A 13781-nucleotide genomic window follows, 5' to 3' on the forward strand; every position below is an offset into this window, starting at 1 on the left:
AGTTGAGTATTATAGTCAAGTATTAAACAAATAAACAACTTATTTTTAGAAATAAAATGACGATTAAATAAGGAAAAATAAATTTATAGTAGCGAAGTTAACTATATCAACATATAATCATCAGCATTCTAGAATATATAGTAAAAAATATTAGAGGAACAATTTATGGGATTTTTAACAGGTAAACGCATACTGGTTACCGGCGTTGCAAGTAATCGTTCTATTGCTTACGGTATTGCAAAAGCGATGCACCGTGAAGGCGCAGAATTAGCTTTTACTTATCAAAGCGAAAAATTAAAAGGCCGTGTTGAAGAGTTTGCTGCTGATTTTAATTCTAAAATCGTTTTACCTTGTGATGTTGCGCATGATGAAAGCATCACAACATTATTTACAGAGCTAGCTAAAACTTGGGATAAATTCGATGGTTTTGTTCATGCAATTGCCTTCGCTCCTGGTGATCAATTAGATGGTGATTATGTTAATGCGGTAACTCGTGAAGGTTTTGCCATCGCACATGATATTAGCTCTTATAGCTTTGTTGCTATGGCTAAAGCTTGTCGTTCAATGCTAAATCCTGACTCAGCATTAGTCACTCTTTCTTATTTAGGCGCTGAACGTGCAATTCCTAATTATAACGTTATGGGTCTTGCTAAAGCATCTTTAGAAGCAAATGTACGTTATATGGCAAATGCAATGGGACCTGAAGGTATTCGTGTAAATGCAATTTCTGCTGGCCCTATTCGTACTTTAGCTGCATCAGGAATTAAAGATTTCAAAAAGATGTTATCACATTGTGAATCAGTAACCCCTATTCGTCGTACAGTAACCATTGAAGACGTAGGTAATTCAGCTGCATTCTTATGTTCAAATTTATCGTCAGGTATTACAGGTGAAGTCATTCATGTTGATGGTGGCTTTAGCATCGCAGCGATGAATGAATTAGAACTTAAGTAATATAGTAGAATATTTTAATGAAAGGCTAATTGTAAAATTAGCCTTTTTTATTGCATAAAAGTAAATCTATCAATGATTAAGCTTTCTTAGATTTAATATGAATGCCTATTTTGCTAAGTAACGACACAAATAAACTGTTGTCTCGCTGACTTGCACATCAAATTGACTCTCTTTGGCGACATGAAAAATCTGCCCGGCTTCAAAAATTTGCCAATCAGTTGCAGTAGGTAATAAAACTTTGAGCGAACCAGTTATCACTGTCATTTCTTCTGGATTATTGGTACTAAAAACATATTCGCCAGGCATCATCACACCAACAGAGGCTTTACCCGTTGAGCCATTTTCAAAACCTATAGACTTCACTTTTCCATCAAAATAATCATTAATTTCTAACATAAAAACCCCTCTCCTCAACTTTTTTTATAAATTTTATTAAACTTATTATTATCAGCTTAATTGATTTCAATTAGCTATCCAACGATTATTTATTAGTTAAAAGTTATTTTTTAAACCAAAATCGCATCAATAACTAAGATATTATTAAAACTTCCTAAATTACAAAGAAAATAGCATACAGAAGCGTTTTTTTCCGTTAAAATTTAACATTATTTGCTCAGTAACAGTTTGTTGGAGAAAACATGAAAATAGCAAAAAATACAGTTGTAAGTTTAGCATATAAAGTTCGTACAAAAGATGGCGTGTTAGTTGATGAAGCTACAGCAGCTGCGCCACTTGAATATTTACAAGGTGCAGGAAACTTATTACAAGACCTTGAAAATGCGTTAGAAGGCCATCAAGTTGGTGATAAATTTGATGTGGAATTAGTTAACCCTTATGGTGATTTTAACGATGCATTGGTACAAAATGTACCGCGTGATGTTTTTGTTGGAGTTGATGACCTCGAAGTTGGTATGCGTTTTTTTGCTGATACTGACCAAGGTTCTTTACCCGTTGAAATCACGGCTATTGATGGCGATACCGTTACTATTGATGGTAACCATATGTTAGCTGGCCAAGACTTAAATTTTAATGTTGAAGTGCTTGCTATTCGTGAAGCGACACCTGATGAGATATCTCATGGTCATATTCATGGTGCACACGATCATGGACATGGTGGCTGTGGTTGTGGTGGTCACGATGATCATGACGATGATGAAGAAAGCGGTTGTTGTGGCGGTGGAAACGGCAGTTGCGGATGTCACTAATATTTAAATAAAATAGAATTTTAAAAGCGCTGATTAGCGCTTTTTTTGTAAAATAGTCTCGATCTTTGCGAACCATTTCACAACTTTTCATCTGTTTCGTTATCAATTTATAAAAATTAATCAATAATCTCATTTTAAAAAAATGGGAATACCATTATTATGTCAACACAATGCAGACTCTTGATGCCACGAGAAAAATTATTACAATTTGGTGTTGAAGCGCTGTCAGATGCTGAATTACTTGCTCTTTTTTTACGTACGGGAACTCGTAATTTACCAGTATTAACGTTATCTCAAAAATTATTAAATGAATTCGGTTCCTTTTACCATTTAATGAATGCAAGTCATGATGAATTTTGTAAAAAAGAAGGTTTGGGAACAGCTAAATACACTCAATTGAAAGCGGTGGTTGAACTATCTCATCGTTATTTAAAAGTTAAAATGACCAAAGAAAATTATCTTACATCACCTACTTTAACTCATCATTATCTAGCTAATCGTTTAATGGATAAAGATCGTGAAATTTTTATGGTTATTTTTCTAGATAACCAGAATCACGTGATTAATTGTGAGGAGATGTTTGTAGGAACATACAACTGCGTTGAGGTTCACCCTAGAGAAGTCGCTAGAAAAGCCTTGCAATACAATGCGGCAGCATTAATTTTAGCACATAACCATCCTTCAGGCTTAGCTGAACCAAGTCAAGCTGATCGTGCATTAACTAAAAAAATCGAACAAGTTTGTGAATTAATTGATGTCCGTGTTATCGATCATCTCGTCATTGGTAAAGGTGAATACGTCTCTTTTGCGGAACGAGGATGGATTTTATAATAACTTTTACTTACAATATAAAATTAAATAGCCATTAAGTAACAGACTATGAACCAACAATTGGAATTATTAGAAACAAAAGTTGCATTTCAAGAGATGACCATTGAAGAATTAAATCAAATGGTGGTTAATCTACAGGCCGATATCAGCAAACTTAAAGAACAATTAACGTTATTATCACAAAAATTACAAGCAACCCAAACATCGAACATAGCAAGTTTATCAGAAGAAACTCCGCCTCCACATTATTAACTTATAGCATTAAAATGTTTTGAAGAATTCCTACTAATTACGGACAAAATGGTGGCTATATCATTTGCCATCCCGCTTAAAATTGCTGGTACTTATATTAAACTTTGGTAGTTAAATCTATAATAATTAGCTAATAAAAAACCGGCTCATTAGCCGGTTTTAATTTTAAGCTTTAATTATTTATTCAGCTGCAACTTCTGCTTCTACAGCAGGGCGATCAACTAATTCAATATAAGCCATTGGAGCATTATCTCCATCACGGAAACCACATTTTAAAATGCGTACATAACCGCCAGGACGGGTAGCAAAACGTGGGCCTAAATCTGAAAATAATTTTTTCACTGTATCTTTATCACGGATACGAGCAAAAGCCAAACGGCGATTAGCTACGCTATCGCTTTTGGCTAGCGTAATTAACGGTTCAACAACACGACGCAACTCTTTTGCTTTAGGCAATGTAGTTTTGATGATTTCATGTTCAACAAGTGAACTAGTCATGTTACGAAACATTGCTTGACGATGGCTGCTATTTCGGTTCAGTTGACGACCACTTTTACGATGGCGCATAACTTTATCCTTCTTATATAAATTTTATTTTAGTCTTCAACAATACTTGCTGGTGGCCAGTTCTCAAGACGCATGCCTAAAGACAAACCACGAGATGCGAGCACATCCTTAATTTCAGTAAGTGATTTCTTACCAAGATTAGGGGTTTTAAGTAACTCAACTTCGGTACGTTGTACTAAATCACCAATATAATGAACTGCTTCTGCTTTTAAGCAATTAGCAGACCGAACAGTTAATTCGAGATCATCTACTGGACGTAGAAGAATCGGATCAAATTCCGGTTTATCTTCTTTAACTTCAGGTTGACGTACATCACGTAAATCAACGAAAGCTTCAAGTTGTTCAGCCAAAATAGTTGAAGCACGACGAATAGCCTCTTCAGGATCAATCGTACCATTAGTTTCCATATCAATAACTAATTTATCTAAATCGGTACGTTGTTCCACACGAGCCGCATCGACAGAATAAGCGATACGCTCGACTGGGCTATAACATGCATCAACTAATAGACGACCAATCGGTCGCTCTTCATCTTCTGACTTAACGCGAGCAGAAGCAGGGACATAACCACGTCCTCGTTGTACACGAATACGCATACTAATTGAAGCATTGGCATCAGTAAGATGACAAATTACTAAATCAGGATTTACAATTTCAACATCACCATCGTGAGTGATATCTGATGCAGTTACCGCACCTACCCCTGATTTATTTAAAGTCAGCATAACATCATCTTTAGTATGTACACGTACTGCTAATTTTTTCAAATTAAGCAGAATATCAAGCACATCTTCTTGAACGCCTTCTTTAGTACTATACTCATGCAGAACACCGTCAATTTCAACTTCGGTCACTGCATATCCCGGCATAGATGATAATAAAATGCGGCGTAGTGCATTACCTAAAGTATGTCCAAAACCACGCTCAAGTGGCTCTAAAGTCACTTTTGCATGAGTTGGGCTGTATTGAACAACGTCAACTAGGTGAGGTTTTAAAAACTCTGTTACAGAACCCTGCATTATGTCCTCTCTTAAGTGCTAAACTTTACTTAGAGTAAAGTTCGACGATCAAATGTTCGTTGATGTCAGCAGATAAATCTGAACGTTCTGGTAAGCGTTTGAACACACCTTCCATTTTGCTAGCATCAACTTCTAACCATGTTGGTTTTTCACGTTGTTCAGCTAACTCTAAAGCGGCTTTAATACGTGCTTGTTTTTTAGATTTTTCACGAACACTAATCACATCTTCAGGTGAAACTTGATAAGATGCGATGTTAACAACGTGACCATTAACAAGAACAGCTTTATGACTAACTAATTGACGAGCTTCAGCACGAGTTGCACCGAATCCCATACGATAAACAACGTTATCTAAGCGACGTTCTAAAAGACCTAACAAGTTTTCACCTGTATTACCTTTAATACGTGCTGCATTTTTGTAGTAATTACGGAATTGACGTTCTAGAATTCCATAAATACGTCTAACTTTTTGTTTTTCGCGTAACTGAACACCATAATCTGATAAACGCGGTTTACGCGCACCATGTTGTCCAGGAGCTTGTTCTAACTTACATTTACTGTCAACCGCTCGGACGCCAGACTTAAGGAATAAATCTGTACCTTCACGACGACTTAATTTGAGCTTTGGTCCCAAATATCTTGCCATTTTTTTTCTCCAATAATCCTATAAACATTCAATGTTTAATAAAAAATTAAACACGACGTTTCTTTGGTGGACGACAACCGTTATGAGGAATCGGAGTAACATCAGTAATATTAGTGATGCGATAACCCGCTGCATTTAATGCACGAATTGTTGACTCACGACCAGGACCAGGTCCTTTTACCATAACTTCTAGATTCTTAATTCCGTAGTCTTTTACGGCTTCTGCACAACGCTCTGCTGCTACTTGAGCTGCGAACGGAGTTGACTTACGAGAGCCACGGAAACCAGAACCACCAGCGGTTGCCCAACCCAACGCATTACCTTGACGATCGGTAATTGTTACGATTGTATTGTTAAATGATGCATGAATATGAGCTATACCATCAGAAACTTGCTTTTTAACACGTTTACGTGTACGAACAGGTGTCTTTGCCATTTATTATCACCTCAATTATTTCTTGATTGGCTTACGCGGTCCCTTACGGGTACGAGCGTTAGTCTTAGTGCGTTGACCACGGACAGGAAGTCCACGACGATGACGCACACCACGATAACAACCAAGGTCTAATAAACGCTTGATACTCATAGTTACTTCACGACGTAAATCACCTTCAACAGTGAATTTAGCGACTTGTTCACGTAACTTTTCAATCTGATCTTCAGATAGTTCTCTGATCTTAACATGTTCAGGAATACCAGCTTCAGCACAAATTGTCTTAGCGCGGGTATTACCGATACCATAAATTGCTTGTAACGCAATAACAGTATGTTGTTGATCAGGAATGTTAATGCCTGCTATACGGGCCACTATGCACTCCTTTATTGTTAATGTTCAGCAAATCCACCATACTGAAAAGCCCGTTTTCAGGATACTCAAACGGCGGATCTACAAAAAAATTTTAGGCTGGCTATTCTAGCCAGCTTTACTATACTTTGGCAAGTAAAATATGCAAAAGTTCAATTTCGCAGTTAAATAATATTAACCTTGACGTTGTTTGTGTTTACCTTCAATGCAAATAACACGAACGATGCCATTGCGTTTGATGATTTTACAATTTCTGCATAATTTCTTGACTGAAGCACGAACTTTCATGTTTTTCTCCGTAACTTCTGGCTAACTTATCGGCCGTAGCCTTTAAGGTTCGCTTTCTTTAACACTGACTCATAACGATTTGGCATCATTAAAGTCTGTACTTGTGCCATAAAATCCATGATTACAACAACTACAATTAATAAAGATGTTCCACCAAATTGAACTGGAACTTTCATCGCACTTGTCATAAACATTGGTACCAAACATACAAAAGTAATGTAGATAGCGCCAATTAGCGTTAAACGTGTCATTACTTTATCAATATACTTCGATGTTTGTTCACCTGGACGGATACCTGGAATAAATGCACCAGATTTTTTTAACTGATCTGCTGTTTCTCTCGGATTGAAAACCAATGCGGTATAGAAGAAACAGAAGAAAATAATCGCAGCTGCAAAAAAGATTATGTATAACGGTTGATCATGAGAGAAATATTGCCCAATAAGAACAAAGATATATCTCCATCCTTCACCATTTCCTTGAAACCAAGAAGCCATCATTGATGGTAACATAATAATTGTTGAAGCAAATATTGCTGGAATTACACCTGCCATATTAATTTTAAGAGGTAAATGCGTGCTTTGTGCGGCATACACACGACGACCTTGTTGTCTTTGAGCGTAATTAACGACAATACGTCGTTGACCACGTTCAACAAAAACGACAAAGTAAGTCACACCAACCACTAATGCAGCGATTACTAATAATAAAATCGGATGCAAATCACCAGAACGAGCTTGTTCAATTGTTTCATATATCGCATGAGGAAGACTTGCCACAATACCAGCAAAGATAATGATAGAAATACCATTACCTACACCGCGCTCTGTGATCTGTTCACCCAACCACATAAGAAACATAGTGCCAGTAACTAAGCTAACCGATGCAATAAAATAGAAAGAAAATCCTGGATTAATCACAACTTGACTATAACCAGGAATATTCGGTAAACCAGTCGCAATACCGACTGCTTGTACAATCGCTAAAGCTAGTGTGCCATAACGAGTATATTGGCTAATTTTCTTACGACCTGATTCACCTTCTTTCTTCAATTCAGCTAATTTAGGATTAATTGATGTCAATAACTGCACAATGATTGATGCAGAAATATAAGGCATTATCCCTAAAGCAAATATTGAAGCACGGCTTAAAGCACCACCAGAGAACATATTGAACATACCAACAATACCATTAGATGATGCTTGTAGTAAGTCCGATAACGCTTTAGTATCAACACCAGGAACCGGAACGTAAGAACCAAGACGGAAAACAATAAGCGCTAAAAGCACAAATAATAAACGTCTTTTAAGCTCACTACTACCGCCTCGTGTGCTTTGAAAATCTAATCCTGGTTGCTTTGCCATCTTTCTAATTATTCCTCAATTTTTCCGCCAGCAGCTTCAATTGCAGCTTTAGCACCTTTAGTTACTCGAATACCACGAACTGTTACTGGTTTAGAAATTTCACCAGATAACATGATTTTTGCATATTCGATTTGTGAATTAATCACATTAGCAACTTTTAAGCTATTTAGGTCAACAATATCACCTTCAACTTTCATTAAATCTGAAAGACGAACTTGTGCTGTTACCATAGCTTTACGTGAGGTAAAACCAAATTTTGGTAAACGACGATATAAAGGCATTTGACCACCTTCAAAGCCACGACGAACGCCGCCACCTGAACGAGATTTTTGACCTTTGATACCACGAGTACCAGTTTTACCAAGCCCTGAACCGATTCCACGGCCTACGCGCTTAGGTGCATGCTTTGAACCTTCAGCAGGAGATAAAGTATTTAAACGCATTACTATTACTCCTCAACTTTAACCATGTAATAAACTTGGTTTACCATACCGCGAATTGCAGGTGTATCTTCACGTTCAACAGTATGACCAATACGACGTAATCCTAAACCAACTAACGTTGCTTTATGCTTCGGTAGACGACCAATAGAACTACGAGTTTGTGTAATTTTAATTGTCTTTGCCATGGCTAATTACCCCAAAATTTCTTCGACGGTTTTACCACGCTTAGCAGCAACCATTTCTGGAGATTTCATATTTTCTAAGCCATCAATCGTTGCACGAACCACGTTAATTGGGTTTGTAGAACCATATGCTTTAGCTAGAACGTTACGAACACCAGCAACTTCTAATACAGCACGCATCGCACCACCGGCGATAATACCAGTACCTTCTGATGCTGGTTGCATATAAACACGAGAACCTGTGTGAGCACCTTTAACTGGATGCTGTAAAGTATCGTTGTTTAACGCAACATTGATCATATTGCGACGTGCTTTTTCCATTGCTTTTTGGATTGCTGCTGGCACTTCACGTGCTTTACCATATCCAAAACCTACGCGGCCATTACCGTCACCAACAACAGTTAGTGCAGAAAAACTAAAAATACGACCACCTTTTACGGTTTTAGAGACTCGGTTAACTGCGATTAATTTTTCCTGCAGTTCACCAGCTTGTTTTTCGATGTTTGACATCTTTAACTCCTACCTTAGAACTGTAGGCCAGCTTCGCGAGCAGCATCTGCTAGCGCCTGAACTCGACCATGATATTGGAAACCTGAACGATCAAAAGAAACTTCTTTGATATCTTTCGCTAATGCACGCTCTGCAATTGCTTTACCAACTGCTGCTGCTGCATCTTTGTTTCCAGTGTATTTTAAACTTTCACTGATAGCTTTTTCTAATGTAGAAGCGGCTGCCAGTACTTCTGATCCGTTTGGTGCGATAATCTGCGCATAAATATGACGCGGAGTACGGTGAACTACTAAGCGAGTTGCAAGTAGTTCATGCATCTTACGACGCGCTTTAGTTGCACGACGGATACGAGCTGATTTCTTATCCATAGTGTTACCTTACTTTTTCTTAGCTTCTTTAGTACGCACAACTTCATCTGCGTAACGAACACCTTTACCTTTATAAGGTTCAGGACGACGATAAGCACGGATATCTGCTGCCACTTGTCCGATTAACTGTTTATCAGCACTTTTTAGTACGATTTCAGTTTGAGAAGGACATTCAGCTGTTACACCTTTAGGTAATTGATGTTCAATTGGATGTGAATATCCAAGAGATAAACCAATTGCATTACCTTTAACTTGTGCACGATAACCGACACCAACTAGCTGAAGTTTTTTAGTAAAACCTTCAGTAACACCAATTACCATTGCATTAATCAATGCACGAGCTGTACCTGCTTGAGCCCAAGCATCAGCAAAACCGTCACGAGGTGCAAATTTAATTTGACCTTCTTCTTGATTAATTACAACAGCATTATTTATTGTGCGAGATAACTCGCCATTTTTACCTTTAATCGTAATTACCTGACCATTGAGTTTTACCTCTACGCCAGCAGGAACAACGACAGGTGCTTTTGCAACACGAGACATTTTTTTCTCCCTTACGCTACGTAGCAGATAATTTCACCACCAAGACCAGCTTGGCGTGCTGCACGATCAGTCATAACACCTTTAGAAGTAGAAATAACTGCAATACCTAATCCAGCCATTACTTTTGGTAATTCATCTTTACGTTTATAAATACGTAAACCTGGACGGCTAACACGTTTAATACTTTCTACAACAGCCTTACCTTGGAAATATTTTAAAGTGATTTCCAATTCTGGTTTAGTGTCACCAACTACTTTATAGTCCCCGATATAACCTTCTTCTTTTAGCACATTGGCAATTGCCACTTTTAGCTTAGAGGAAGGCATGGTGACTGCAACTTTATTCGCAGCTTGACCGTTACGAATACGGGTCAACATATCTGCTATAGGATCTTGCATGCTCATCTATAACACTCCCCTGATTACCAACTTGCCTTTTTAAGACCAGGAATCTCACCACGCATGGCTGACTCACGAACCTTAATACGGCTTAAACCAAATTTACGAAGGACGCCATGAGGACGACCGGTTTGACGACAACGACGACGTTGACGTGATGGACTAGAATCACGAGGAAGCGTTTGCAATTTAAGCACTGCATTCCAACGATCTTCATCTGATGCATTAAGATCAGAGATAATCGCTTTTAATTCTTGACGCTTTGCAAAATATTTTTCTGCTAGCTTTACGCGTTTCTTATCGCGTTCAATCATTGATTGTTTAGCCATTATGCCCTACCTTACTTACGAAATGGGAAGTTAAAGGCAGATAATAAAGCTCGGCCTTCTTCATCAGATTGTGCAGTAGTTGTGATAGTAATATCTAAACCACGAACACGATCAACTTTATCATAATCGATTTCAGGGAAAACGATTTGTTCACGAACACCCATGCTATAGTTACCACGACCATCGAAAGATTTTGCGCTTAAGCCACGAAAATCTCGAGTACGAGGAAGAGCAATATAAACTAGACGTTCAAAAAATTCCCACATACGTTCGCCACGTAAAGTGACCTTACAACCAATAGGATACCCTTGACGGATTTTAAAACCAGCAACTGATTTGCGTGCTTTAGTGACAAGTGGTTTTTGACCACTGATTGCTGCTAAATCAGCAACCGCATTATCTAATAATTTCTTATCAGTAATTGCTTCACCCACACCCATATTCAAGGTGATCTTTTCGATCCGAGGGACTTGCATGACAGATTTGTAGCCAAACTGTTCTTGCAGTTTATTTACTACCTGTGCTTTGTAGTAATCATGCAGTTTCGCCATCGTACACTCCAAATTACTTAATTGATTAATTTATTAGTAGACTTATAAAAACGGACTTTTTTTCCATCTTCAAAACGAAAGCCTACGCGATCTGCTTTGCCTGTATCTTGGTTAAAAATTGCTACGTTAGAAACGTTAATTGGCGCTTCTTTCTCAACAATTCCACCTTCTTGATTTAATGCAGGTACTGGTTTTTGGTGTTTTTTCACCAAATTAATACCTTCAACAATCACTTTACCAGTAGACAAAACACTTTTTACTTTACCGCGTTTACCTTTATCTTTACCGGCTAACACGATAACTTCATCTTCTCGACGGATTTTAGCTGCCATTACCCGCTCCTTACAGTACTTCTGGTGCTAATGAAATGATCTTCATAAACTTCTCAGAACGAAGTTCACGAGTGACCGGTCCAAAAATACGCGTACCAATCGGTTGCTCACTGTTATTATTTAAAATAACACAAGCATTGCGATCGAAACGAATGACAGATCCATCAGGACGACGAACACCTTTTCTAGTGCGCACGACGACAGCTTTAAGTACATCACCTTTTTTCACTTTACCACGTGGAATTGCTTCTTTAATGGTAACTTTGATGATATCACCGACAGCTGCATAACGACGATGCGATCCACCGAGAACCTTGATACACATTACGCTACGTGCGCCAGAGTTATCAGCAACATCGAGCCTAGTCTGTTCTTGGATCATTTTAATGCTCCGTATAAATTAATTATTGTCTAATCTACCTTCATCCACCTCAACTACCATGGATAAGAATAGACAACCAAAAACCCACATATGTGAGGGCGCATAGTATAACACCACTCAAATAAAATGGATAGCATAAAATAAACGGCCGATGAGCCGTTTATTAAATTATGTACAGTTTTTAATCAAAAAAGATTAACTAACTGCTTTTTCAACGATTCGAACAAGAGTCCAAGATTTGGTTTTTGATAATGGACGACACTCTTTAATTTCAACAGTATCACCAATACCACACTCGTTGTTTTCATCATGTACATGCAATTTAGTCGTACGTTTAATGAACTTACCATATAACGGATGCTTCACTTTACGTTCAATAGCTACAGTAATAGATTTATCCATTTTGTCGCTAATAACACGACCTTGCTGAGTACGAATTTTTACTTCAGTAGTCATATTACGCACCCGCCTTCTCAGTTAATAACGTTTTAACTCGTGCAATATTACGACGCACTTGTTTTAACATATGAGTTTGTGTTAACTGACCCCCAGCTAATTGCATACGTAAGTTAAATTGCTCACGTAATAAATTAAGAAGTTCAGTATTTAACTCTTCAACGCTTTTTTCGCGTAGCTCTTTTGCTTTCATTTACATCACCGTCTTAATCACAAAGGTGGTTTTAATTGGCAGTTTTGCAGCTGCCAACGCAAATGCTTCACGAGCAACTTCTTCCGGTACACCGTCCATTTCATAAAGGACTTTACCTGGTTGAATCTGAGCAACCCAGTATTCAACGTTACCCTTACCTTTACCCATACGCACTTCAAGTGGTTTTTCAGTAATTGGTTTATCAGGGAAAACTCGAATCCAGATTTTACCTTGACGCTTAACTGCACGAGTCATTGCACGACGTGCCGCTTCGATCTGGCGCGCAGTCAAACGACCACGACCCACAGCCTTAAGACCGAATGTACCGAAACTAACGTCAGTACTTACAGCAAGACCACGATTGCGGCCCTTGTGCACTTTACGGAATTTTGTACGCTTTGGTTGTAACATCAGCGACGCTCCTTATTGTTTTCGGCCTTTGCGCTGCTTTTTCGGTTGAGCAGCAGGTTGTTTTTCTGCTTGTTCAACGGCAGCCATACCACCAAGGATCTCACCTTTGAAGATCCACACTTTAACACCAATAATACCATAGGTAGTTAATGCTTCAGATGTACCATAATCGATATCAGCACGTAGAGTATGTAGAGGCACACGACCTTCACGATACCATTCACTACGAGCGATTTCAGCGCCGCCTAAACGACCACTTACTTCAACTTTGATACCTTTAGCACCCGCTTTCATTGCGTTTTGAACCGCACGTTTCATAGCACGACGGAACATAACACGGCGTTCTAACTGAGAGGTAATACTGTCAGCAACTAATTTAGCGTCAAGTTCTGGTTTACGAACTTCAGCAATATTAATTTGTACTGCAACATCACGTTTCTCTCTTTTGTCTTTGTATTTATTGACAATAGAAGCTACGGCATTACGTAATTTTTCAACGTCCTCACCTTTTTTACCAATCACAATACCTGGACGAGCAGTGTGAATAGTAATGCGAACGTTAGTTTCTGCTGAACGGTCGATCACAATTTTAGAGATAGATGCTTGTGCTAATTCTTTATTTAAGAATTCACGCACTCTAAAATCACTTTCTAAATTATCAGCGAATGTCTTTGTACCCGAATACCATGTAGATGTCCAAGGCTTGACGATGCCTAGTCGGATACCATTTGGATTTACTTTTTGACCCATTG

At 38.3% G+C, this 13781-nt stretch carries 26 protein-coding genes; 4 read left to right on the forward strand and 22 right to left on the reverse strand.

The annotated features are described in order from the left end of the window. The first annotated feature begins 165 nt into the window (after positions 1-165). On the forward strand, positions 166-954 hold the full coding sequence (gene fabI / locus J3U16_RS03825; protein ID WP_065562933.1) for an enoyl-ACP reductase FabI: 789 nt from the start codon (positions 166-168) through the stop codon (positions 952-954). Between the two features lie 105 nt (positions 955-1059). On the opposite strand, the gene ppnP is transcribed toward fabI, so the two are convergent. Continuing rightward, complete coding sequence (ppnP, locus tag J3U16_RS03830; protein ID WP_065562934.1) at positions 1060-1350, reverse strand: pyrimidine/purine nucleoside phosphorylase; 291 nt, start codon at positions 1348-1350, stop codon at positions 1060-1062. Between the two features lie 242 nt (positions 1351-1592). Here ppnP and slyD point away from each other — a divergent pair, with 242 nt between their 5' ends. From slyD to J3U16_RS03845, 3 genes are all read left to right on the forward strand, one after another. Continuing rightward, entirely contained in the window at positions 1593-2159 is a 567-nt protein-coding gene (slyD, locus tag J3U16_RS03835; protein ID WP_065562935.1) for a peptidylprolyl isomerase, read from the forward strand. A 159-nt stretch (positions 2160-2318) separates the two neighbouring features. Continuing rightward, on the forward strand, positions 2319-2990 hold the full coding sequence (gene radC / locus J3U16_RS03840) for a RadC family protein (protein ID WP_065562936.1): 672 nt from the start codon (positions 2319-2321) through the stop codon (positions 2988-2990). Between the two features lie 48 nt (positions 2991-3038). Continuing rightward, complete coding sequence (locus J3U16_RS03845) at positions 3039-3242, forward strand: SlyX family protein (protein WP_065734973.1); 204 nt, start codon at positions 3039-3041, stop codon at positions 3240-3242. Positions 3243-3422: 180 nt separating this feature from the next. Here the strand turns inward: J3U16_RS03845 and rplQ are convergent, their stop codons facing one another. The 21 genes from rplQ to rpsC all read right to left on the reverse strand — a co-directional run bounded on the left by rplQ (position 3423) and on the right by rpsC (position 13779). Then, positions 3423-3809: a 50S ribosomal protein L17 gene (rplQ, locus tag J3U16_RS03850; protein ID WP_086362668.1), complete on the reverse strand. Its 387-nt coding sequence runs from the start codon at positions 3807-3809 to the stop codon at positions 3423-3425. A gap of 29 nt (positions 3810-3838) precedes the next feature. Further along, positions 3839-4828 (reverse strand): DNA-directed RNA polymerase subunit alpha, encoded by a 990-nt coding sequence (locus J3U16_RS03855; protein ID WP_065562938.1) that lies wholly within the window; start codon positions 4826-4828, stop codon positions 3839-3841. Positions 4829-4853: 25 nt separating this feature from the next. Next, entirely contained in the window at positions 4854-5474 is a 621-nt protein-coding gene (gene rpsD, locus J3U16_RS03860) for a 30S ribosomal protein S4 (RefSeq protein WP_065558591.1), read from the reverse strand. Positions 5475-5520: 46 nt separating this feature from the next. Further along, a complete protein-coding gene (gene rpsK / locus J3U16_RS03865; RefSeq protein ID WP_025314405.1) occupies positions 5521-5910 on the reverse strand; it encodes a 30S ribosomal protein S11 in 390 nt (129 codons plus the stop codon). 15 nt (positions 5911-5925) lie between these two features. Continuing rightward, positions 5926-6282: a 30S ribosomal protein S13 gene (gene rpsM / locus J3U16_RS03870; protein WP_034884217.1), complete on the reverse strand. Its 357-nt coding sequence runs from the start codon at positions 6280-6282 to the stop codon at positions 5926-5928. A 171-nt stretch (positions 6283-6453) separates the two neighbouring features. Next, complete coding sequence (gene rpmJ / locus J3U16_RS03875) at positions 6454-6567, reverse strand: 50S ribosomal protein L36 (RefSeq protein ID WP_034884218.1); 114 nt, start codon at positions 6565-6567, stop codon at positions 6454-6456. 26 nt (positions 6568-6593) lie between these two features. After that, positions 6594-7931 carry a preprotein translocase subunit SecY gene (gene secY / locus J3U16_RS03880; RefSeq protein WP_065562939.1) on the reverse strand — a complete coding sequence of 446 codons (1338 nt, stop codon included), beginning with the start codon at positions 7929-7931 and terminating at the stop codon, positions 6594-6596. 8 nt (positions 7932-7939) lie between these two features. After that, positions 7940-8374, reverse strand: coding sequence for a 50S ribosomal protein L15 (rplO, locus tag J3U16_RS03885; protein ID WP_065562940.1), 435 nt, complete (start codon positions 8372-8374; stop codon positions 7940-7942). Positions 8375-8379: 5 nt separating this feature from the next. After that, a complete protein-coding gene (gene rpmD, locus J3U16_RS03890) occupies positions 8380-8559 on the reverse strand; it encodes a 50S ribosomal protein L30 (RefSeq protein WP_025314400.1) in 180 nt (59 codons plus the stop codon). 6 nt (positions 8560-8565) lie between these two features. Beyond that, positions 8566-9066: a 30S ribosomal protein S5 gene (gene rpsE, locus J3U16_RS03895; RefSeq protein WP_025314399.1), complete on the reverse strand. Its 501-nt coding sequence runs from the start codon at positions 9064-9066 to the stop codon at positions 8566-8568. Positions 9067-9080: 14 nt separating this feature from the next. Continuing rightward, complete coding sequence (gene rplR, locus J3U16_RS03900; protein ID WP_025314398.1) at positions 9081-9434, reverse strand: 50S ribosomal protein L18; 354 nt, start codon at positions 9432-9434, stop codon at positions 9081-9083. A gap of 9 nt (positions 9435-9443) precedes the next feature. Beyond that, entirely contained in the window at positions 9444-9977 is a 534-nt protein-coding gene (rplF, locus tag J3U16_RS03905) for a 50S ribosomal protein L6 (RefSeq protein WP_065562941.1), read from the reverse strand. Between the two features lie 11 nt (positions 9978-9988). Further along, positions 9989-10381: a 30S ribosomal protein S8 gene (rpsH, locus tag J3U16_RS03910; protein WP_034884228.1), complete on the reverse strand. Its 393-nt coding sequence runs from the start codon at positions 10379-10381 to the stop codon at positions 9989-9991. A gap of 17 nt (positions 10382-10398) precedes the next feature. Further along, complete coding sequence (gene rpsN / locus J3U16_RS03915) at positions 10399-10704, reverse strand: 30S ribosomal protein S14 (protein ID WP_025314395.1); 306 nt, start codon at positions 10702-10704, stop codon at positions 10399-10401. An 11-nt stretch (positions 10705-10715) separates the two neighbouring features. After that, entirely contained in the window at positions 10716-11255 is a 540-nt protein-coding gene (rplE, locus tag J3U16_RS03920) for a 50S ribosomal protein L5 (protein ID WP_025314394.1), read from the reverse strand. A gap of 17 nt (positions 11256-11272) precedes the next feature. Further along, entirely contained in the window at positions 11273-11587 is a 315-nt protein-coding gene (gene rplX, locus J3U16_RS03925) for a 50S ribosomal protein L24 (protein ID WP_034884230.1), read from the reverse strand. A gap of 10 nt (positions 11588-11597) precedes the next feature. Then, positions 11598-11969, reverse strand: a complete 372-nt coding sequence (gene rplN / locus J3U16_RS03930; protein WP_025314392.1) for a 50S ribosomal protein L14 — start codon at positions 11967-11969, stop codon at positions 11598-11600. A gap of 195 nt (positions 11970-12164) precedes the next feature. Next, positions 12165-12425, reverse strand: a complete 261-nt coding sequence (rpsQ, locus tag J3U16_RS03935) for a 30S ribosomal protein S17 (RefSeq protein WP_025314391.1) — start codon at positions 12423-12425, stop codon at positions 12165-12167. Position 12426: 1 nt separating this feature from the next. Beyond that, positions 12427-12618, reverse strand: coding sequence for a 50S ribosomal protein L29 (gene rpmC / locus J3U16_RS03940; protein ID WP_034902373.1), 192 nt, complete (start codon positions 12616-12618; stop codon positions 12427-12429). Next, complete coding sequence (gene rplP, locus J3U16_RS03945) at positions 12619-13029, reverse strand: 50S ribosomal protein L16 (RefSeq protein ID WP_025314389.1); 411 nt, start codon at positions 13027-13029, stop codon at positions 12619-12621. 12 nt (positions 13030-13041) lie between these two features. Then, positions 13042-13779, reverse strand: coding sequence for a 30S ribosomal protein S3 (rpsC, locus tag J3U16_RS03950; protein WP_065562942.1), 738 nt, complete (start codon positions 13777-13779; stop codon positions 13042-13044). Positions 13780-13781 lie beyond the last annotated feature (2 nt).

It is taken from the genome of Gilliamella sp. B3023 (genome assembly GCF_026536845.1).
GTDB classification, from domain to species: domain Bacteria; phylum Pseudomonadota; class Gammaproteobacteria; order Enterobacterales; family Orbaceae; genus Gilliamella; species Gilliamella apicola_E.

Excerpts from the sequence above, each read along its gene's own strand:
- rplQ (WP_086362668.1), bottom strand. The coding sequence starts at position 3,809 with ATGCGCCATCGTAAAAGTGGTCGTCAACTGAACCGAAATAGCAGCCAT.
- secY (WP_065562939.1), bottom strand. The coding sequence starts at position 7,931 with ATGGCAAAGCAACCAGGATTAGATTTTCAAAGCACACGAGGCGGTAGT.
- rpsN (WP_025314395.1), bottom strand. The coding sequence starts at position 10,704 with ATGGCTAAACAATCAATGATTGAACGCGATAAGAAACGCGTAAAGCTA.
- rplP (WP_025314389.1), bottom strand. The coding sequence starts at position 13,029 with ATGTTACAACCAAAGCGTACAAAATTCCGTAAAGTGCACAAGGGCCGC.
- rpmD (WP_025314400.1), bottom strand. The coding sequence starts at position 8,559 with ATGGCAAAGACAATTAAAATTACACAAACTCGTAGTTCTATTGGTCGT.
- fabI (WP_065562933.1), top strand. The coding sequence starts at position 166 with ATGGGATTTTTAACAGGTAAACGCATACTGGTTACCGGCGTTGCAAGT.
- rplE (WP_025314394.1), bottom strand. The coding sequence starts at position 11,255 with ATGGCGAAACTGCATGATTACTACAAAGCACAGGTAGTAAATAAACTG.
- rpsC (WP_065562942.1), bottom strand. The coding sequence starts at position 13,779 with ATGGGTCAAAAAGTAAATCCAAATGGTATCCGACTAGGCATCGTCAAG.
- rplO (WP_065562940.1), bottom strand. The coding sequence starts at position 8,374 with ATGCGTTTAAATACTTTATCTCCTGCTGAAGGTTCAAAGCATGCACCT.
- rpsH (WP_034884228.1), bottom strand. The coding sequence starts at position 10,381 with ATGAGCATGCAAGATCCTATAGCAGATATGTTGACCCGTATTCGTAAC.
- rpsE (WP_025314399.1), bottom strand. The coding sequence starts at position 9,066 with ATGTCAAACATCGAAAAACAAGCTGGTGAACTGCAGGAAAAATTAATC.
- radC (WP_065562936.1), top strand. The coding sequence starts at position 2,319 with ATGTCAACACAATGCAGACTCTTGATGCCACGAGAAAAATTATTACAA.
- rpmC (WP_034902373.1), bottom strand. The coding sequence starts at position 12,618 with ATGAAAGCAAAAGAGCTACGCGAAAAAAGCGTTGAAGAGTTAAATACT.
- rpmJ (WP_034884218.1), bottom strand. The coding sequence starts at position 6,567 with ATGAAAGTTCGTGCTTCAGTCAAGAAATTATGCAGAAATTGTAAAATC.
- rplN (WP_025314392.1), bottom strand. The coding sequence starts at position 11,969 with ATGATCCAAGAACAGACTAGGCTCGATGTTGCTGATAACTCTGGCGCA.
- slyD (WP_065562935.1), top strand. The coding sequence starts at position 1,593 with ATGAAAATAGCAAAAAATACAGTTGTAAGTTTAGCATATAAAGTTCGT.
- rpsK (WP_025314405.1), bottom strand. The coding sequence starts at position 5,910 with ATGGCAAAGACACCTGTTCGTACACGTAAACGTGTTAAAAAGCAAGTT.
- rplR (WP_025314398.1), bottom strand. The coding sequence starts at position 9,434 with ATGGATAAGAAATCAGCTCGTATCCGTCGTGCAACTAAAGCGCGTCGT.
- rpsD (WP_065558591.1), bottom strand. The coding sequence starts at position 5,474 with ATGGCAAGATATTTGGGACCAAAGCTCAAATTAAGTCGTCGTGAAGGT.
- ppnP (WP_065562934.1), bottom strand. The coding sequence starts at position 1,350 with ATGTTAGAAATTAATGATTATTTTGATGGAAAAGTGAAGTCTATAGGT.
- J3U16_RS03855 (WP_065562938.1), bottom strand. The coding sequence starts at position 4,828 with ATGCAGGGTTCTGTAACAGAGTTTTTAAAACCTCACCTAGTTGACGTT.
- rplX (WP_034884230.1), bottom strand. The coding sequence starts at position 11,587 with ATGGCAGCTAAAATCCGTCGAGAAGATGAAGTTATCGTGTTAGCCGGT.
- rpsQ (WP_025314391.1), bottom strand. The coding sequence starts at position 12,425 with ATGACTACTGAAGTAAAAATTCGTACTCAGCAAGGTCGTGTTATTAGC.
- rplF (WP_065562941.1), bottom strand. The coding sequence starts at position 9,977 with ATGTCTCGTGTTGCAAAAGCACCTGTCGTTGTTCCTGCTGGCGTAGAG.
- J3U16_RS03845 (WP_065734973.1), top strand. The coding sequence starts at position 3,039 with ATGAACCAACAATTGGAATTATTAGAAACAAAAGTTGCATTTCAAGAG.